The sequence below is a fragment of the Chromobacterium phragmitis genome, assembly GCF_003325475.1.
Lineage (GTDB): Bacteria > Pseudomonadota > Gammaproteobacteria > Burkholderiales > Chromobacteriaceae > Chromobacterium > Chromobacterium phragmitis.
Genome location: NZ_CP029495.1, coordinates 4220709 through 4239240, shown reverse-complemented (window position 1 = coordinate 4239240; position 18532 = coordinate 4220709). Strand labels below are relative to the sequence as shown.

The window sequence follows — 18532 nt, the reverse complement described above, 5'->3', positions numbered from 1 at the left end:
ATGTCGTCGAACAAAACCGAAAAACCTACCCGCAAGCGCTTGCAGGACGCGGCCAAGAAGGGCCAGTCCTTCAAGAGCCGCGATCTGGTGGTGGCCTGCCTGACGCTGTGCGGCGTCGCCTATCTCGTATCTTTCGGCTCGCTGGTGGAACTGATGGGCGCGTTCCGCCAGGCGCTGGCGGGCGGCTTCCAGCAGGACATGCAAGGCTACGCCCAGGCGGTGTTCTGGCAGGGGCTGAAGCTGCTGCTGCCCATTTTCCTGCTATGCGTGGCCGCCTCGGCGCTGCCGGCGCTGCTGCAATCCGGCTTCGTGCTGGCCAGCGAGGCGCTCAAGCTGAACCTGGACGCGCTCAACCCGGTGAACGGCTTCAAGAAGCTGTTCAGCCTGCGCACGGTGAAGGAGGCGGTGAAGGCGCTGCTCTACCTGGCCAGTTTCGTGGCGGCGGTGGCGCTGATCTGGAACAAGCACAAGGCGCTGTTGTTCGCCCAGCTGAACGGCAGCGTGCTGGACATCGCCGCGGTGTGGCGCGAGCTGTTGCTGTCGCTGGTGCTGACCTGCCTGGGCTGCATCGTGCTGATCCTGATCCTGGACGCGATCGCCGAATACTTCCTGTTCATGAAGGACATGAAAATGGACAAGCAGGAAGTGAAGCGCGAGATGAAGGAGCAGGAAGGCAATCCGGAAATCAAGTCGCGCCGGCGCGAGGCGCATTTCGAGATCCTGTCCGAACAGGTGAAGTCGGACGTGGAAAACTCCAGGTTGATCATCGCCAACCCCACCCATATCGCCATCGGCATCTATTTCCGGCCCGAGATCGTGCCCATCCCCTTTATTTCCGTGATGGAAACCAACCAGCGCGCGCTGGCGGTGCGCGCCTACGCCGAGAAGACGGGGGTACCGGTGGTGCGCGACGTGCCGCTGGCGAGGCGCATTCTGGCCAGCCATCGCCGCTACTCCTTCATCAGCCTGGAAGAAGTGGACGGCGTGCTGCGGTTGCTGGCCTGGCTGGAGCAAGTGGAAAACGCCGGCCGCCCGGACGAGGAGCCGCCCGGGCCGCCATGAGCGATTCCTGAATGTTTGACCCCGGCGGGCGCGGTTTAATGACGCTGTCCCCGGCCGCGAGGCCTGGGCGCCAGCCAGCTCTGCCGGGTTGGTGACCTTACTCAGGAGCAGATTTGATGAACGCTAATGACAACGTCAGCGACGACCGTTTTGCAGAGATGGTCTGGGAAGCCGTGAGCGGCGGCGCCACGTTGAAAGACGTGCACGGGATTCCGCAGGACATGATGGAAGGCCTGTACGCCCACGCTTACGATTTTTACCACAAGGGCAGACTCGACGAGGCGGAAACCTTTTTCCGTTTTCTCTGCATCTACGACTTCTACAACCCCGACTACATCATGGGTCTGGCCGCCGTCAGCCAGTTGAAGAAGCAATTCCAGAAGGCCATCGATTTATACGCGGTGGCTTTCGCGCTGAGCAAGAGCGACTACCGTCCGGTGTTCTTCACCGGCCAGTGCCAGTTGTTCATGCGCAAGGCCGCCAAGGCCAGGCAATGCTTCGAGCTGGTATGCGAGCAAAGCGGCGATGACACGCTGCGCGCCAAGGCCCAGGCGTATCTGGACAGCTTGTCGCAGTCGCGGGAGGACGAGTCCGCCCAGGAACCGGAGGAGGAACAAGCATGAGCGGTAGCACGGTTATCGGTCATAGCCCCTATCTCAGCAACCCCGAGCTGGCCAAGGCCATGTTCGAAGGCACGCGGGTCGGCGAGAAGTTTGTCGACACCGCGCAGAAGACGGCGCAGGCGTTGTTCAACACCCGCGTCGCCGACGACGCCGGCTCGCCCCGCGCCAAGCGCGGCGCCGATCTCAACACCCCGGCGCTGACGCCGCCCAAGAAGGAAGTGGACAGCGGCTCCAAGCTGACTGAGCTGCTGGGCCGGCTGATGACGCTGCTGGGCGAGGTCTCGCTGTCGCAGCTGGAAAGCCGGCTGGCTACCTGGAGCGCGCTGATGGCGTCGCAACAGAAGCAGGGCGACGAACTGTCGCAAGCCTTTTCCAGCGCGGTGGACGAAGCCAAGCTGGCCGGCGACATCCTGCAAGCCGCGGTCGGCGATTTCGACAGCGCCACCAAGGCGGCCAACGACGCGCAGCGCGCGGCGGCGGAAGCCAAGGCCAAGCTGGACGCGATGAAGCCGGGCGAGCCCGGCTACGAAGCGGCCAAACTGGCCAGCGACCAGGCCGCGCTGGCGGCGCAGCAGGCGCTGGGCAAGGCCAAGCTGGCTGGCGAGGCGGCGGAAAAGGCGCGCGCGGCGTCGGTGGAAAAAAACAAGGCGGCGGACGAGCTGGCGACCAAGGTCCAGGGCGCCAGCGTCAACACTGAAACCGCCCGCGAGGCCGGCAAGGCGCATTTGAGCAATATCGCCACGCTGACCTACCTGATGGCGCAATTCTCCAAGCTGGTGGGAGAAAACAGCGAGAAATCGCTGCAGAACGACCTGGAGCTGTTCCAGGCGATGCAGGAAAGCCGTCAGAAGGAAATGGACAAAAAGTCCTCCGAGTACCAGGAAGAGGTGCGCAAGTCGGAGGAGCTCAACCGCGTGATGGGTTGCGTGGGCAAGATTCTTGGCGCGTTGCTGACCGTGGTCAGCGTCGTTGCCGCGGCCTTCACCGGCGGCGCCAGCTTGGCGCTGGCCGCGGTGGGCGTCGCGCTGATGGTGGCTGACCAGGTCGGCAAAGCCATCACCGGGGTCTCCTTCATGGAAGAGGCGATGAAGCCGCTGATGGAGAAGGTGATCCAGCCCTTGATGGAGCTGATTTCCAAGGGGTTGACCAAGGCGCTGGAAGCCTTCGGCATGGACAAGGCGAAAGCGGAGAAGGTCGGGGCCATCATGGGCGCCATCGTTTCCGCCATCGCCATGATCGTGGTCGTGGTGGTGGTGGCCGTGGTGGGCAAGGGGGCGGCGGCCAAGCTGGGCAACGCGCTGGCTCGGGTGATAGGCGACGCGATCAAGAAGCTGATGCCCAAAGTGCTGCAACAGCTGGCCGACGGCGTGGGCAAGAGCATCGGCAAGACCTTTGTCCAGGGCATGCAGCGCTTGGGCCTGCGCACCGACGAGCTGTCGCGGCAGATGACGGCCAATACCTTGAACAAGGTGGCGCTCGGCATCGGCGCGGTCAACACCGGCGCACAAGTGGGCGGCAACGTGAGCCAGGGCGTGTTCATGAAGAACGCCAGCGACGCGATCGCCGAGTTCACGCTGGCGCGCGCGTTTTCCGAACAGATCGAGCAATGGCTGAAGCAGGCAGTCGAAGCCTTCGGCAGCACCCAGAAAATCACCCAGCAGCTGACGTCGGCGATGTCCGACGCGATGCAGCAGAACGCCGAGGCCAGCCGTTTCGTGCTGCGCCATAGCCAAGCCTGAGGAGAATGAATATGAACATGACGGTACATAGCCGCGCGCCCGGCGCTTTCCCTTCTCTGAACGGCGGAGCGGCGAGCGAATCCTCCGCCGGCGCAGGCAAGGCGCGAGCCGGCGAGGGCGCCGTCTCCATCGCCTCGCTGTTGTCGGCCCTGAAGGCCGGCGGCGAAACCGGCCGCAGCCTGGCCTCCGCGCTGGCGGGCAAACCGGACCTGGCCGCGCCCAAGGCCGGCCTGCAGCCGCAGGACGTGGGCGTGCTGCGCGCCTGGCTCAGCGACAAGCTGAACGACGCGCAGTTCACCGGCGGCCTGGAGCAGACCATCGACAAGATGGAAAGTATCCTGAATGAGGAGTTGGCCAAGCTGGGGGACGCTAATCCGGACGCCGGCTTCGACATCAGCGGCCTGTCCACCCGGATGGCGGCGCTGCTGGCCCAGGCCATTGTGCTGATGTCGGCGCTGCGCACCAACGACAGCGCGCTGAGCGGCAAGCTGTCCATCGTTAGCATCCAGTCGGCCGAGGCCACGGCGGCCTCCATCGTCCGCGAAGGCATGAACCACCTGCTGAGCAGCGTTTCGCAAAGCATGGTCCAAGTGGCGGTTTCCGCCGCCAGCATGGCCAAGCAGGGCAAGGGCCTGTCTCAAGAAAAGATGGCGCTGAAGGGGCACGCGGAGCGGATGCGCCCGCTCAACAACGAGGCCAGCTTCATGGAGAAGAACAAAGGCCAGCTCAGCCACAGCATGAAGAGCGCGATCCAGGCCGAGGAAAACCGCTTCAAGCTGGATATGAACGGCGTGCAGTCCAAGCAGATGTCAGGCAAAGCAATGGGCGAGATCGGCGGCTCCTTGGCCGGCATTTCCGGCGGCGCCGGCAAGTACGCGGCCTCGCTGGAGCAGTCCCAGCAACAGGTCAGCCAGGCATCGGGCCGGGTGGCGTCCAACGCCGCCGACGAGGCGCGCGACCGCAGCCGCAAGGCCGACGGCATCATCCAGGATCTGCTGCGCGCGCTGGACAGCATCACGCAGTCCAAGAGCGGAGCCATCAGCACCATCGCGGGCAATCTGCGCGCCTGACGACGGTCAAACCGCCGGGGCCCGCCCCGGTTTTTCATGCCCCGCGAGTGGATCGCCCGCGGGGCGGGAGCGAGTCCATGATAGATACGCTGAATCGTTTTTCACCCGGTTTCACCGCGTTGAGCCAGGACATCGCGGCGCTGAAGTCCGGCGCGCCGACCCTCGACAAGGCGGACGAGGCGAGCCGGCAAGCCGCGTCGCTGCGCGATGGGTTGGACAGCCTTTTGCAGGCGGGCGACGCGACGCCGGAACTGAAGCCGGCCCGCGACGCCGCTGTCAAATTGGCGGACGCCTTGACGGCGATGCGCGACGGCATCGCCAAAGGGATGCTGCCTACCGCGGACGACTTTGCCCGCCTGGAATTGGACCTGCATCTGTTGCAAGGCCATCTCGGCACCGAGCAGGGGCAAAAACTGTTGACGATTCCCGACTCGGAGCTGTGGCAGAAGATCGCCGACGGGATAAACGGCATCAACAACAACTATCTGAAGGTCTACGAGGAGCTGGTAGGCAAGTACACGGCGTTCTACCAGGCGTTTAGCGACAGGGTGCTGGCCGAGCTGGGTTCGTGGATCTCGTCCAATGACAAGGGAGACAAAATTACGCTCAATGTCTCGTCATTGAAAGACGCCTTAGAAAAACTGAAAACCGAGTTCGGTCTGGGCGCGAACGGCGCCTATAACGAAAAGGCGGTACTGTTCCCCCGCAGCGGCACCACCACCCAGCGCGAGGCAGAACAGTGGGCCAAGGAGCTGGGCCTGCCCACCTCGCCGGCGGATAAAAGCTGCGTTCAGGAGTCGCCGAAAGGCAGCGGCCAATTCGTGGTGGTGCTGGACATCAGCCCCATCGACAACATGATCAAGGCGCTGAATGATTTGCCGAACGGCGGCAAGGACCTGGACAACGCCAAGTTCCAGTCCTGGAAGGCCGGCTTCGACTCGCAAGAGGAGAAGATGAAAAACACGCTGCAGACGCTGACCCAGAAGTACAGCAACGCCAACTCCCTGTTCGACAACCTGGTCAAGGTGCTCAGCGGCACCATCAGCAGCTGCTTGGAAACCGCCAAGGCTTTCCTGCATATCTGATGATGGATGCCGTGGAAAAACAGATCTTCCCGGTCGAGGCCCGCGTGCTGGCCGTGATGGCGGCGACGCTGGGCGCCGATGTGGAGAGCATGCGCCCGCAGGCCAGCCTGGTGGACGAACTGTACGCCGACTCGCTGGAACTGCTGGACATGGTGATGGCGCTGAACGACGCGTTCGGCATCGAGATCGGCGCCGACGACATCGCCGGCATCCGCACGGTGGGCGATGTTTGCTCGGCGGTCCGGCAGCGGCTGGCCGCCTGAGCTCAGGATGATAGTAAGGATATCTCTATGAAAATACATTCGATGGGCGCCGGTTTCGCCCTGTTGGCTGGCCTGCTGACCGCGCCTTTTGCTCACGCCGCGGGCGGCGCGGAAGTGCGAACCGAGACATTGCTGAAGACCGAGCGCTCCTGGGATGGCGAGCTGTATAAAGCCTACCCGCATGGACAACCGGAGCTGACGCTGGTGCGGATCACGATTCCGGCCAAGACCAGCCTGCCTTGGCATCGCCATCCATCCCCGAACGCCGCGTATGTGGTAAGCGGAGAGCTGACGGTAGAGAGCCGGGACGGCAAGCATCGCAAGCTGCTGCGCGCCGGCGACACGCTGGCGGAGATGGCCGGCAGCCAGCACCGGGGCGTGACCGGCGATAAGCCGGTTGAGCTGTTGGTATTCTATGCCGGCGCCGCCGGCGTGCCGCTCAGCGTGAAAACGGAATAAGTCCCGGAGCTTCGCTCGAACCGCCTCCAGCCCTATCGGCCAGGAGGCGGTTTTCGCATTTCATGGCGCGGAAAGTATGGGTTGTGACCATTTTTTGAAAGTGGTTTTGGTGGCGTGCAATGAAAATACCCGCTCTATCCATGAAGCCAGAGGAAAATCCTTTCATGCAGCATTCTTTCCGCTTTCACATCGACCCAGCCTTGCTTGATCTTCTTTCCCGGACCGGGCTCGATGCGGGATTGAGCATCCGCGTGGGCCCATGGCGGGTGGCCGATCTTTCTCTGAGCGACGATGGCGTCGATGCCATCGTCGCCCATGGGGCTGCCTGCGTGGTCGAGTGCGTCAAGTCCGAAAGCGGGGCGTTGCATGTTTCGCTGAGCGCCGCGCAGGGATGGGCGCCTGAGGATATCCTGAAATCAATGCTGTCGCCGTGGCGCGCTTATCCTTTGCCGGAGCGACACGAACCGGGGGCGGATCATGTGATGCTGTCAGGCGCGTCGGGCGGAGGCTGGTAGCGCGTCTGTCTATCGGGCGTCAGCTGTCGGCGCGCGCCAGCGGCAGCTGGTCGAAGCGGGTGGAGTAGCAGGGCGAGCGCTGGTCCTGGCGCATGTCCCAATTGGGCGTCAGCGCTTCCGACGCCAGCTTGACGCAGCTGTGGCCGTATTCGCGGTTGATCGCGTCCATCGCGCGCATCAGCCGTTCCCGGCGCGGGTCGGGGGCGGCGGAAAAGAGGTCGGCCTGCGTCCGGCTGCGCGGAGATAGCTCCATCAGCACCACGCCCGCCTTCTGGTAGCGCAGACCGCGGCGGTAGATGGCGCGCAGCCCGGACAGCGCGGCGCGGGTCAGTTCGATGGTGTCGTCGCTGGGCTGGGCCAGCGGCACTACGGTGTAGCCGTGATAGGGATCGTCGCCGAAGGGGCTGGTTCGCGCGCTGACGCCCACCAGCCGGGCGGCGCCGCGCTGTTCGCGCAGCTTTTCGCCGGCGCGGGCGATGTGGTGGCTGATCGCGGCGGCGAGCACGGGGAAGTCGGAGGTTTTCTCGCCGAAGGAGCGGCTGGCGATGATTTGCTGGCGCGGCTGCGCCGTTTCCTCCAGGCTCAGGCAACTGATGCCGTTCAGCTCCGCCGCGGTGCGTTCCAGCGTCACGCTGAAGCGCCGCTTCAGCCATCCGGGATCGGCCAGCTTCAGCCCCAGCGCGTTGTCTATGCCGTTTTCCATCAGTTTGGCCGCCAGTCTGGGGCCCACGCCCCACACCTTGCCCACCGGCAGCCGGGACATCAGCGCGTCGGCCTCGTCCGGCGCCAGCCAGCGCCAGTCGAATACGCCATCGTCCCAGCCCTCCACCCGTTTGGCGACATGGTTGGCCAGTTTGGCCAGCGTCTTGCTGGCGCCGATGCCCACGCTGACCGGAATGCCGATGCGCCGCCAGACGTCCTCGCGCATCCGCCAGGCGAGCGCGTCGGCGTCCGGCGCGCCGGCCAGGTCCAGAAAGCACTCGTCTATCGAATACACTTCCTGGCCGGGCGCGTGCTGGGCCAGTACCGCCATCATCCGCCGGCTCATGTCGCCGTACAGCGTGTAATTGCTGGAAAATACCCGCACGCCATGCCTGCGGCACAGGCCGGCGATCTCGAAAAAGGGGCCGAACATCTTGAAACCCAGCGCCTTGGCCTCGGCGCTGGCCGCCACCACGCAGCCGTCGTTGTTGCTGAGCACTACGATGGGCTGGCCGGCGAGGTCGGGGCGGAACACCCGCTCGCAGCTGGCGTAGAAATTGTTGCCGTCCACCAGGGCGAACAGGCTCATCGGATTTTCCTCACGCAAGCGGTCACCACGCCCCAGACTTGCAATTCCTGGCCGTCGGCCGGGACGATGGGCGGGTAATCGGGGTTGGCAGCCAGCAGCGCGCAGCGGCCGTTCACGCGGCGCAGCCGCTTGACGGTGAATTCGCCGTCCACCACCGCCACCACGATGTCGCCGTGACGGGGCGGCTCGCCCTTGTCCACCACCAGCAGATCGCCGTCCAGGATGCCGTCGTCGCGCATCGAGTCGCCCCTAACCCGCACCATGAAGGTGGCCAACGGGTCGGCTACCAGATAGTCCTGCAGGTTGAGGCTGGCATCCATGCAGTCGTCGGCGGGCGAGGGGAAACCGGCGCGGACCGGGGACAGGGCCAACGGCAGCGCGGCGTTTGGGGTGGGTAGGCGAACGGACATGATGGCTGATTTGAAATTGTACAAAATCAAATTACGCGATTTGCCGCGCAAAGGCAACCGCCGTCGACGAACGGCGGCTCAGCCCACCTTGAGCAGGCGGCAGGTGTCGCGGCCGGCGGCCTTGGCCTGGTACAGGCCCTGGTCGGCGATTTCCAGCAGCCGCGCCGGGGTGATGTCCGGCATGTAGGCGTAGGCCACGCCTATGCTGGCGGAAACATGGTGGGTTTGCCCGGACAGGTCGACATCCCGGCGCAGCGCGGCCATCAGCTTTTCCACCACGGCGATGGCGGTCTGCTCCGCGTCCAGGCCTACCAGCAGCACCACGAATTCGTCGCCGCCCAGCCGGGCCACGTGGTCGGTGCCGCGCACATTCTGGCGCAGGCGCTGGGCGAAGGCCTTGATCAGCTCGTCGCCGGCGGCGTGGCCCAGGGTGTCGTTCACTTGCTTGAAGCGGTCTATGTCCAGGAACAGCAGCGCCAGCGACTGGCGCTTCAGGTAGTGATGCTTGATTTCGTCATCCAGCATGTCCATGAAGGCGGCGCGGTTGAGCAGGCCGGTCATCGCGTCCAGGCTGACCTGGCTGCGCAGCTGGATTTCGCGCGCCCGCGCCTGGGTGATGTCCCACACCATCACGTAAAAGCCGGACACGGTGCCGTTGGCGTGCTGCTGCGGGATGTAGCGCCCTTCGACGTAGCGCAGGCTGCCGTGCAGGAACATTTCCTTCTCGAACGACACGGTCTGGCCCTGCAGCGCCTGCTCGATGTAGGGGCTCACAGCCTGGTAGCTCTCCTCGCCCAGGAAGTCGCGCATGCTGCGGCCTATCACTTGTTCCGGCGGAATGCCAAACAGCCGCATATAGGTCTTGTTGCAGTAGCGGTAGCGTTGGTCGGCGTCGACGAAGGACACCAGCGCCGGGATGGAATCGGTCACGGTTTTGAGCAGCGCTTCGCGCAGCACCAGATCCAGTTCTGCCAGCTTCTTCTGGGTGATGTCGCGCACGCTGATGCTGATGCCGTCGCCGGCGTGGACGATTTCATGATGGATCCATATCGGGTGGACGGCGTCGAAGGCTCGCGGGACCTCCTCGGAAAGCGGTTGGCCGCTGTCCATCACCCGTTTGTAGCTGTCGAAGTGGTTGGGGATGGCGTGGGTTTCGGCCAGCGTCAGCCATTTCTGGCCGATCGAATCCGCCCGCCGCAGTCCCCACATTCGCTCCGCCTCGGCATTGAGGTAGACCACGCGGAAGTCTTCCACCTTGCCGTCGGCATCGCGCAGCGCCTCCATGATGACAAAGGCGTCCATATTGGCCTCGGCCGCGGTGCGGAAGCGTTCGGCGGCAAGTTCGGCCATCTGGTTGGAGCGAAGCACCTCCTTGAGCACGGGGCCGGTGCGGGTGCGCAGGACGGCGGCGCCCAGCGCCACCATGGCCAGCATGATCAGCGCGCTGGTTTCCAGCCCCTGCCGTATCGGCGCGAGAAGGTCGCCCACCTTGATCTTGTAGCTGAAGGCGAGGCCGTTGCCGGTCACCGGCTCATAGGCGCCGATCACGTTTCGGCGGGAGAAATCCACCGTATGCATGGTGCCGCTTTTGCCGGAAAAGGCGGGCCAGACGGTGAAACGGTGGATATTGCCGGCGATGGGGATGGTGCTGCCCTTGTCCGCCGGCGTTTGCGAGAAGCAGCGCAGATAGCGCTCGTCGCGCCCGCACAGCGAAAAGATGCCGCTCAGCGCGTCGTGCGGCGCGGTGTCCTGGACGATGCGGTCGAACATGTCCAGCCTTTGTTCCAGGCGTAGCCGGGCCGTTCCGGCCGAGGTGCGGTACACCTGCTCGGTGCGGTACAGATAATGCCCGTTCCACAGCAGCTGGGCGTTGGGTGGCGACAGCATCGGGGCGGATTGACGCGGGCGGGTTTCGAAATAGCCGGCCTGCGCCAGCGGGCGGCGGGCGGCGTCGAGAATGGCCAGACCGGTGACGCTGGTGCGGTTGAAGCCGGCCAGCGCGGCCGCGGCGGCGCTGGCGTCCAGCTTGCCCTGGCTGGCGCTTTCCAGCAGGGATTGGACATCTCGGCGCTGGAACAGCCGTCTGGCATCGCTGTCGGCCAGCTTGAACTGAGCCTGCAGCAGCGCGGCGCGCTGGCGCACGCTGTACGACATCACCGTGAGCAAGCTGCGCTGGTGGGCATCGCTGGAAATCCGGTAAACCAGCAGGCCGGTGGCGAGGGAGAGCGCCACCAGCAGCGCGGCGGCGGTGGACGACACCGCGCGCACCATGTCCTGGGAGCGGGGGTGGCGAAGCCGCCCGCGGCGGGACAGCCCATCCAGCCCCAGCGCGGCGACGATGAGGCCGGCGCTGGTCAACAGCGGCATCCGCACCGACGAGCCCCAACCGTACAACAACTCCAGATTGATCAGGTAGGCGGTTGCGCCCAGCGCGCCCAGCAGCAGCGGCGCCAGCGTGCAGATCCGCAGCGCGCGCCGGCGGCGGCGATCGGCGGGGTTCAGCAGCCAGATGCCCGCGGCGAGGAAAAGCAGCGCCAGCGCGGTGGTCGGAACCATCCGGCCGGGCAGGGGCGGCGCATCGTGCCGCCAGGCGTGCAGCGATGGGAAATCTATCCAGCGCTGGCCGGTCGCGGCCTCCAGCAGCGCCAGCGAGGCGATGAGCGGCAGCGGCGCCGCAGCCAGCCGCATCAGCCGCGGCCAGGGCGCCAGCAGCAGGGCCGCGCCGTACAGGGACAGACAGACGGCGGTGGACAGCACCATGTGGATGCTTTCCGGCGGGCCGATCTCGATCCGCAGCAGCCAGCCGGCGGCGGCGAACCCACCCAGCAGCGCGAGAAAGATCCCAGCCGCGCCGATGAGCAGTGCATGGCGGCGGCGCAGCAAGCGGTCAAGCGAACGAGCGACGGACGGGGGCACGGTGCGATCCTGCAAGCCTTGTTGGATGTCACTGAACGGAATGGTAGGACAAATATCCGGGCTATGCGGCGGCATGGTTTCCAGATGACGCTTTGCCAATTCGGATGCCAAAGGTATAGATTGTTCCGGCATGCCGGAGCCGCGCCGCGCGAGACGGGCATCCCGGTCCACAGAGGAGAGACCCATGAGAAGCCAGCTGTCAGGCGCGCCGCTCGTCGAGCGCCGCTCCATCGACTTCATTCCGGAAAACGAGCGGCATGGCCGCGTGTTCAGCCAGTTCACGCTGTGGCTGGCGGCTAATCTGCAGATCACCGCGGTCGTTACCGGCGCGCTGGCGGTGGCGCTGGGCGGCGACGTCGTCTGGTCTATCGCAGGCTTGCTGCTGGGGCAGGTCGTCGGCTGCGCGGCGATGGCGTTGCACGGCGCGCAGGGTCCCAGGCTGGGTCTGCCGCAGATGCTGGCCTGCCGCGCCCAGTTCGGCGTCAAGGGCGCGGTGCTGCCCTTGGCGCTGGCCTGCGTCATGTATCTGGGCTTCAACGCCACGGGCATGGTGCTGTCCGGCCAGGCGTTGGGCCAGCTGCTGCAGGTGAGCGACGGCGTCGGCAGCCTGCTGTTCGCGCTGGCGGTGCTGCTGGCCGCGTCGCTGGGCTATCGGGCGATACACCGGCTGGGGCGGGCGGCCAGCCTGCTCGGCCTGTTGGCTTTCTGCTATTTGTTCATGCGTTTGCTGGGGCGGGCGGATTTGCTGCCGCTGCTGGCGGCGAACGCCCGTTTCGAGCCGGCCGCCTTCGTCACCGCGGTATCGCTGTCGGCTTCCTGGCAGATCGCTTTCGCGCCCTATGTGTCCGATTATTCGCGTTACCTGCCGTCGGCCACCCCGCCGGCGAAGGTGGCGCTGGCGATAGGCTTGGGCTCCGGCCTGGGCGCGCAGATCGCGATGTCGCTGGGCGTGCTGGTGGCGGCGGTGGGCGGCGCGGCGTTCCGCGGGCGCGAGGTCGCTTATTTCGTCGGTCTGGGCGCGGACGGCGCCATCGCCGCCGCCTTGTTTTTCTGCGTGGCGTTCGGCAAGGTCACCATTTCCACGCTCAACGCCTACGGCGGCTTCATGTGCGCGGGCGGCATCGCTTCGGCCTTCGGCGCGCGGCCGGAAGCGCTGGGTCCGCGCCGGCGCTGGCTGATCGTCGCCGCGATGGCGCTGGTGTCGCTGGCCGTGGCCTTGTGGGCGCAGCAGGGTTTCCTGCCGCTGTTCAAGTCTTTCCTGCTGTTGCTGCTGGCCTTGTTCACGCCGTGGAGCGCGGTGAATCTGCTGGATTTTTATTGGCTGCGGGACGGGCGAATGGCGCCGTCGGCGCTGGAGGGAGCGGATTATCGCTGGCCAGGCCTGCTGGCCTATCTGGCCGGCGTGCTGTCGCAACTGCCCTTTATCGACAGCGCGCTGTTCCGCGGCCCCATGGTCCGCGCGCTGGGCGGAGCGGACATTTCCTGGCTGGTGGGCTGGCTGGCTGCGGCCGGTTTGTACTGGCTGATGATGCGCCGTCGCGCGGCCGCCTGGGCGGCCGCGCCCGGCGAGGGGGCCGCGGGCTAGGCGGCTACCACGGCCGCGCCGACGATGGGCATGCCGGCACTACCGGCGCGTTGCTGCCGGTATCGAGGAAGCCGTCGCTGATCCAGTGGCCGGCGGCGGTGCGGTTCCAGATGTCGGTGCGGCCCCAGACGCCGTCCACCGCCTCGCCGCGCGCGTGGCATTGCAGGGTCACCTGCTCGCCGCGGGCGGCGCGGCCGACGATGGCGGCGCTCAGGCTGGGGCCGCCGCGCAGGTTGACGTGGCCGTCGCTGCCGCGAGGCGTGGCGACGCCGCTGGCGCCGCCCGGGATCGGCGCCGGATCGGCGCCGGAGCCGTAGTTGGCCAGGCGGCCGCCCACGTTCACCCGGCTGCCGTTGCGCAGGGCGTAGCCTTGGTAGGCGCGGCCGCCGGCGAAGAACTGCCAGCCGCCCAGCCACTTGCGGTTCACCGGCTCGGCCTGGCCCTGGTGGATCAGCGAGAAGTGCACGTGGGGGCCGGTGGTGCTGCCGCCGCAGGGCAGGCCGTTGCCTATCTTGCCCAGGTAGGCGCCCTTGGCCACGCGCTGGCCGTCGGCCACCGTGTTGAGATTGATCATGTGGTAGTAGGTGGACGAGTAGCCGTTGTCGTGCACCAGCTTGACCAGGCCGCTGCCGTTGCGCAGGCAGCTCTTGTAGATCACGCCGGCCTGAGGCGCCAGCACCCGGCCGTCGCCGCCGGCGAAGTCTATGGAGTCGTAAGGCTGGCTCTCGCCGCTGTAGCCGTGCGGGCCGCCGGTCATGCTCCAGCTTGAGCCTTCCTGCCAGGGCAGGCCCAGGCCGGTGGCGTCCGGCGCCAGCCGCTTGGCCCGGATGGCCTGGCTGCGCCAGGCGCGCCGCTCGTCGGCGTTGAGCCAGCCGTCCGGCGCGGCCTCCAGCAGCGCGGCGAAATCATCCTCGCCCTCCAGCGCCAGCCGCCAGCCGTCGTCGGTCTGGCGCGCGAGGAACAGCCGGGATAGCGGCACCTTGTCCCCTGCCGCGTCGGCGGTGACCGGCAACGGCTGGGTGATGGAGCCCAGCACCCAGCGGTGGTCGGCGCTTTCCCGGTTGGCCTCCACTAGCGGCGGCGCGCCCTTGGCAAGGCCCGGGGGCGAGATTCTGGCCAGCGCGGCAGCGGCCTGCCGGTGGAGCGCGGGATCCCTGACTTCCTCGGCGGCGCGCGCGGGCGCCGCGCCCAGGGCGATCAGCAGTGCGGACAAACATGAAATGGCGGGTTTCATCATCATCGCGGACTCCTTGTCGTTCTGAACGGAAACAGCGGGAACGACCATAAGTCCTGTGATGTTTATTATCAGCTGTCCTTAATGGTGAGGGCGAGGCGGGAACCTTTCGGCGAAAGCGGCAAAGGCTGTCAGGCAAAGGAAAAGACCCGGCGGGCCGGGTCTGTCTTGGGGGGGCGAATCAGCCTTTCTGGCTGGCGTCCTGCAGATTCTTGGGACCGAAGGCGGAGGGTAGCAACGCGTCCAGCGTGGTGTCGATGATCTCGTCGCCGTCGCAGATCGAGCGCACGTGCATGGTGGGCCCGAACTCGTTCAATACCTGACGGCAGGCGCCGCAGGGCGAGGCCGGCTTGTCGGTAGGGGTGTAGATGCAGACTGCCACCACTTCCTGCAGGCCATGGTTGGCGCGGGCGGCGAAGATGGCGGTGCGCTCGGCGCAGTTGCTCAGGCCGTAGGAGGCGTTTTCCACGTTGCAGCCGATGTGTATCTTGCCGCTGCCGTCGAGGATGGCTGCGCCGACGGTGAAACGGCTATAAGGCGCGTAGGCTTGGTGGGCGGCCAGTTGCGCGGCCATTTCCAGTTCGGCCCATTGCTCGTTGCTGGGTGCTTGTTGCTTGCTGGTCATGCTGCCTCCATAGAACCGGATCGGCGCTGGATGATGCGCCAGGGGCAGGGCCTTGTCAATGCGACGGCCATGCCGCTCGAGTCAGGGTTTGCCAAGCGATTCTCCTTCAGCTGCATGATATGACACTTTGTCCTGGCGCAAGTGATGGGCGCAGTAATCCAGCATCGCCTCGGTCAGCGCCTGGGACAGCTCGGACTCCACCCGCCAGTGGTGCCAGTACAGCGGCAGGTCCATGTGCTGGCCGGGGAACAGGTCCACCAGCCGGCCTTGCGCCAGGTCGTCGTCCAACATCAGCTCAGGCAGCAGGCTGTAGGCGCCGCCCTGGCGGGTCAGCTCGACGAAGCCCTGGGCAGACGGCACGGTGAAGCTGGGGAAGCCGCCGTCGTAGCCGGCGGCCTGGCGCAGGAATTGGCCATGCACCGCGTCCTTGCGGCTGAACAGGATGCTGGGCGCGCGCGCCAGCGACGCATGGTCGACGCCGTCCGGAAAATGCCGAGCGGCGAAGGCCGGCGTGCACACGCACAGGTAGCGCATCGCGCCCAGGTAGTGCAGGACGCCGCCCTGGATCGGCGCCGCCCGGGTGCTGACGCAGCCCATCACGTGGCCGGTGCGCATCAGTTCATGGGTATGGTCCTGGTCGTCCAGCGCCACGTCCAGCAGCAGGTCGTGCGCCGCCGCCACCGGCGCCACCGCCTGCAGATACCAGGTGGCGAGGCTATCGGCGTTGACGCCCACCGCCAGCGTGGTGAACGCGCGCTGGCGCGGGGCGGGACTGAGCTTTTGCAGCAGCTGGTTTTCCATCAGCAGCAGCTGCTGGTAATGGCGCAACAGCTGGCGGCCGGCTTCGGTGGCGTCGGCCGGCGACGTGCGGGTCAGCACCGGCTGGCCTAGCTGTTCCTCCAACTGGCGTATGCGTTGCGATACCGCGGACTGGGTCAGAAACAGTTTCTTGGCGGCCTTGTCGAAGCCGCCCGTTTCCGCCACCGCGGCCAGGGTTTGCAGTTGTTTGGGATCGATCACGTGGATTGCCGGAAGATTTCTACGATAAGAGATCGTTTAATAATGCGGCCGGACTTGCTTAAAAGCCAGCGCCATGGCATGTTGCAGGCTTTGGCGGCGGCCTTGCCCAGCGCGGCTTTCCGGAGTGGGGCGAAGCGGTCGCCGCCGTGTTGGACAAGGTACAAGAAATACCTGCTCCTGGGCAGGTGGGCGAGACAGTAGGAGACGCGGTCGGGCAGGCCGCGCTCCAGCCACGACAGGCGCAGAAAACAATGCAAACGGATGAAATGGCACTCCTGGCGAACATGTGCCGCTTTGTCGGAATCCGGACCGAACATCTGGCGCAGCTGCCGCGCCACGCCGAAGCCAGCCTTGGCCGGCGCGATCTGCTGGGCAAAGAGTTGTACTGGCACTTGCTGAAAAGTCCCGGCGAAGCCGAGCGGCTGCAGCGGCATCACGGCTGCCGCCAGGATGAGTTGGCGGCCATGATGTTGGCGGAGTGGGATGCGCTGCTGCGCTTTCCGCTGGACGAGGCGGCGGCCGCGGCGCTGGTGGAGCAAGGCGAGCTGTATTGCCGGCTGGGCGTGAGCCTGGGCTGGCTGCAAGGTTTGTACGAGCGCTGCCAGCCGCATCTGCTGGCCAGCCTGGAGCAGGCGGAGGGCGGCGAGGCGGCGCGGCTGCTGCGCAAGCGCGTGCTGCTGGACCAGATGCTGAAAACCCATGGCTACCAGCAGGCGCTGAGGCGAGAAGCGTCGCGCCACGGCGAGCATTTCCAGGCGATGTCCGGCTTGTACGCGACATTGAGCGGCGTCAGCCTGGCCCTGGCCGACAGCGCCGACCGCCGCATTTTGCTGCAAACCGTCTGCGACGTCTGCGTGCGGGAGGCAGGCTTCGCGATGGCCTGGATAGGCCTGCTGGACGCGGAAGAAAAACGCGTGGAGGTGGCGGCGCTGTCCCGCGGCGAGCGGGTTTCCCTGTCCGGCGTGCTGCCCGCCCACGCCGAGGATGTCCAGGCGCCGGGGCCGGTGTCGCGCGCGCTGCGCAGCCGCGCCACCCAGATCAGCAACGACGCCCAAAACGATGTTTCCCTGCGCCCCTGGCTGGAAGAGCTGCGCCGCCAAGGCATAGGCAGCTTGATGGCGGTGCCGCTGCTGGTGCGCCAGCAGGTGGCCGGCGTGCTGGCGCTGCATGCCGGCGCGCCGGGTTTTTTCGATCAATCCCGCCGCGCGCTGTTCGAGCTGATGGCGCGCGAAGTCGGCCGAGGCCTGGAGCGCCATGACGCGTTGGAACGTAGCCACCGGGCTGAAACCGAGCTCGCCTTCCTGGCCCAGCACGACGCGCTGACCGGCCTGCCCAACCGCAAACGCATGCAGGAGCTGATCGACCGCTTGCTGCAATCGCGCCGCGACGGCGGCCAGGTGGCGGTGCTGGCTATCGCGGTGGAGGGCTTTCACGACATCAACGCCAGGCTGGGCTACGAAGGCGGCGATCTGGTGCTGTGCGAGATGGCGCGGCGGCTGCGCCAGGCCATCTATCCGTTCGGCCATGTCGGCCGGGCCGGCGCCGCGCGCTTCGTCGCCTGCTCCGAGCGCACCGACCGGCTGCAGGAACTGGTGGAAGAATTGATGGAGTTGCTGCCGCAGCCGGTGGACGCGATGGGCGCTCAGGTGGAGATACGCTGCAGCGTGGGGGTGGCGGTTAGCGGCGACGCGCTGTGCGACGCGGCAAACCTGCTGCGCCGGGCCGGCCTGGCGCTGAACCGCGCCAAGGAGGAGGGCGGCGGCCATTCCCGGCATTACGATGCGGCGATGGACGAGGAAATCCACAAGCTGCACGCGCTGCGCAGCGCGTTCGCGCTGGCCATCCCGCGCGGCGAGCTGGCGCTGTACTACCAACCCAAGATCAATCTGCAGAATCATCGCATCGAGGGCGCGGAAGCGCTGGTGCGCTGGGTGCGCGGCGGCCGCCACGTGCCGCCGGGCGAGTTTTTCGCCGCCATCGAACATACCAACCTGATGCGAGAGCTGGACTGGTGGGTGTTGCGCGAGGCGGTGCGGCAGATGGGAGAGTGGCGCCGGCGAGGGCTGTCGCTGCCGGTCAGCGTCAATCTTTCCGCCGCCACGCTGAAGCACGAGGACTTTTTGCTGGGGCTGGAGACGCTGCTGGAGGCCAATCCGCTGCCCAACGGCTTTTTGGAGCTGGAGGTGCTGGAAACCGTCACCCAACAGGAGGCGGAACAGATCACGGCCAAGCTGGAGCGCTGCCGCGACCTGGGCCTGTCCATCGCGCTGGACGACTTCGGCACCGGCGCGTCGTCGCTGGTGCATTTGCAGCAGCTGCCGTTCGACACCATCAAGATCGACCAGCGGTTCGTGCGTTTGCTGCTGGACATGCCGGGCAACGAGGCCATTATCCGCAGCATGCTGTCTTTCGCCCACTACACCGGCCGCAAACTGGTGGTGGAGGGGGTGGAAAGCCGGGCGATCTGGAGCCGGCTGCGCGAGATAGGCTGCCACGACGGCCAGGGGTACGGCATTTCGCCGCCTTTGTCCGCCGATGAGCTGCCGGAGTGGCTGAGGCAGTGGAGCAAGGGTGTTTGTATTAATTCTGCTTATGTATCATGATTTTTATTAGTTTTACTTAATACGTGCCACTG

18 protein-coding genes are annotated in these 18532 nt (G+C 66.1%); 10 read left to right on the top strand and 8 right to left on the bottom strand.

Going from position 1 to position 18532, the window contains the following annotated elements:
* The 7 genes from DK842_RS20080 (at nucleotide 1) to DK842_RS20050 (ending at nucleotide 6301) form a co-directional block, all read left to right on the top strand.
* Nucleotides 1–1062, top strand: coding sequence for an EscU/YscU/HrcU family type III secretion system export apparatus switch protein (locus DK842_RS20080; protein ID WP_114063049.1), 1062 nt, complete (start codon nucleotides 1–3; stop codon nucleotides 1060–1062).
* A gap of 116 nt (nucleotides 1063–1178) precedes the next feature.
* Entirely contained in the window at nucleotides 1179–1685 is a 507-nt protein-coding gene (gene sicA / locus DK842_RS20075) for a type III secretion system translocator chaperone SicA (RefSeq protein WP_114063048.1), read from the top strand.
* Nucleotides 1682–3424, top strand: coding sequence for a type III secretion system translocon subunit SctE (sctE, locus tag DK842_RS20070; RefSeq protein ID WP_114063047.1), 1743 nt, complete (start codon nucleotides 1682–1684; stop codon nucleotides 3422–3424). Before sicA ends, sctE begins: the two co-directional genes overlap by 4 nt.
* Nucleotides 3425–3435: 11 nt before the next feature.
* Nucleotides 3436–4494 carry an IpaC/SipC family type III secretion system effector gene (locus DK842_RS20065; protein WP_168194939.1) on the top strand — a complete coding sequence of 353 codons (1059 nt, stop codon included), beginning with the start codon at nucleotides 3436–3438 and terminating at the stop codon, nucleotides 4492–4494.
* Between the two features lie 77 nt (nucleotides 4495–4571).
* Nucleotides 4572–5579 carry a type III secretion system needle tip protein SctA gene (gene sctA / locus DK842_RS20060; RefSeq protein WP_114063045.1) on the top strand — a complete coding sequence of 336 codons (1008 nt, stop codon included), beginning with the start codon at nucleotides 4572–4574 and terminating at the stop codon, nucleotides 5577–5579.
* Nucleotides 5579–5842 (top strand): acyl carrier protein, encoded by a 264-nt coding sequence (locus DK842_RS20055; protein ID WP_114063044.1) that lies wholly within the window; start codon nucleotides 5579–5581, stop codon nucleotides 5840–5842. The genes sctA and DK842_RS20055 overlap by 1 nt, the downstream gene beginning before the upstream one ends.
* Before the next feature lie 27 nt (nucleotides 5843–5869).
* Nucleotides 5870–6301, top strand: coding sequence for a cupin domain-containing protein (locus DK842_RS20050; protein ID WP_114063043.1), 432 nt, complete (start codon nucleotides 5870–5872; stop codon nucleotides 6299–6301).
* On the opposite strand, the gene DK842_RS23150 is transcribed toward DK842_RS20050, so the two are convergent.
* Nucleotides 6282–6467, bottom strand: coding sequence for a hypothetical protein (locus DK842_RS23150; RefSeq protein WP_145964099.1), 186 nt, complete (start codon nucleotides 6465–6467; stop codon nucleotides 6282–6284). The genes DK842_RS20050 and DK842_RS23150 overlap by 20 nt on opposite strands.
* Between DK842_RS23150 and DK842_RS20045 the strand changes: the two genes are divergently transcribed.
* Nucleotides 6466–6816, top strand: coding sequence for a hypothetical protein (locus DK842_RS20045; RefSeq protein ID WP_114063042.1), 351 nt, complete (start codon nucleotides 6466–6468; stop codon nucleotides 6814–6816). The genes DK842_RS23150 and DK842_RS20045 overlap by 2 nt on opposite strands.
* A 19-nt stretch (nucleotides 6817–6835) precedes the next feature.
* On the opposite strand, the gene DK842_RS20040 is transcribed toward DK842_RS20045, so the two are convergent.
* From DK842_RS20040 to DK842_RS20030, 3 genes are all read right to left on the bottom strand, one after another.
* Nucleotides 6836–8107: a Y-family DNA polymerase gene (locus DK842_RS20040; protein WP_114063041.1), complete on the bottom strand. Its 1272-nt coding sequence runs from the start codon at nucleotides 8105–8107 to the stop codon at nucleotides 6836–6838.
* Nucleotides 8104–8517 carry a LexA family protein gene (locus DK842_RS20035; protein ID WP_114063832.1) on the bottom strand — a complete coding sequence of 138 codons (414 nt, stop codon included), beginning with the start codon at nucleotides 8515–8517 and terminating at the stop codon, nucleotides 8104–8106. The genes DK842_RS20040 and DK842_RS20035 overlap by 4 nt, the downstream gene beginning before the upstream one ends.
* A gap of 78 nt (nucleotides 8518–8595) precedes the next feature.
* Complete coding sequence (locus tag DK842_RS20030) at nucleotides 8596–11433, bottom strand: diguanylate cyclase domain-containing protein (RefSeq protein WP_168194938.1); 2838 nt, start codon at nucleotides 11431–11433, stop codon at nucleotides 8596–8598.
* A 184-nt stretch (nucleotides 11434–11617) separates the two neighbouring features.
* Between DK842_RS20030 and DK842_RS20025 the strand changes: the two genes are divergently transcribed.
* Nucleotides 11618–13018, top strand: coding sequence for a purine-cytosine permease family protein (locus DK842_RS20025; RefSeq protein WP_114063831.1), 1401 nt, complete (start codon nucleotides 11618–11620; stop codon nucleotides 13016–13018).
* A gap of 4 nt (nucleotides 13019–13022) precedes the next feature.
* On the opposite strand, the gene DK842_RS20020 is transcribed toward DK842_RS20025, so the two are convergent.
* The 4 genes from DK842_RS20020 to DK842_RS24010 form a co-directional block, all read right to left on the bottom strand.
* On the bottom strand, nucleotides 13023–14258 hold the full coding sequence (locus DK842_RS20020; protein ID WP_168194937.1) for a M23 family metallopeptidase: 1236 nt from the start codon (nucleotides 14256–14258) through the stop codon (nucleotides 13023–13025).
* 175 nt (nucleotides 14259–14433) lie between these two features.
* Nucleotides 14434–14877, bottom strand: coding sequence for a cytidine deaminase (locus tag DK842_RS20015; RefSeq protein WP_168191731.1), 444 nt, complete (start codon nucleotides 14875–14877; stop codon nucleotides 14434–14436).
* 81 nt (nucleotides 14878–14958) lie between these two features.
* The gene (locus tag DK842_RS20010) at nucleotides 14959–15897 is read right to left on the bottom strand and encodes an ArgP/LysG family DNA-binding transcriptional regulator (protein WP_114063037.1); all 939 of its coding nucleotides are present in this window, start codon (nucleotides 15895–15897) and stop codon (nucleotides 14959–14961) included.
* Nucleotides 15894–16331 (bottom strand): hypothetical protein, encoded by a 438-nt coding sequence (locus DK842_RS24010; RefSeq protein ID WP_232538703.1) that lies wholly within the window; start codon nucleotides 16329–16331, stop codon nucleotides 15894–15896. Before DK842_RS24010 ends, DK842_RS20010 begins: the two co-directional genes overlap by 4 nt.
* Between DK842_RS24010 and DK842_RS20000 the strand changes: the two genes are divergently transcribed.
* Complete coding sequence (locus tag DK842_RS20000; protein ID WP_232538695.1) at nucleotides 16215–18500, top strand: EAL domain-containing protein; 2286 nt, start codon at nucleotides 16215–16217, stop codon at nucleotides 18498–18500. The two genes, DK842_RS24010 and DK842_RS20000, sit on opposite strands and share 117 nt — an antisense overlap.
* Nucleotides 18501–18532: the final 32 nt, after the last annotated feature.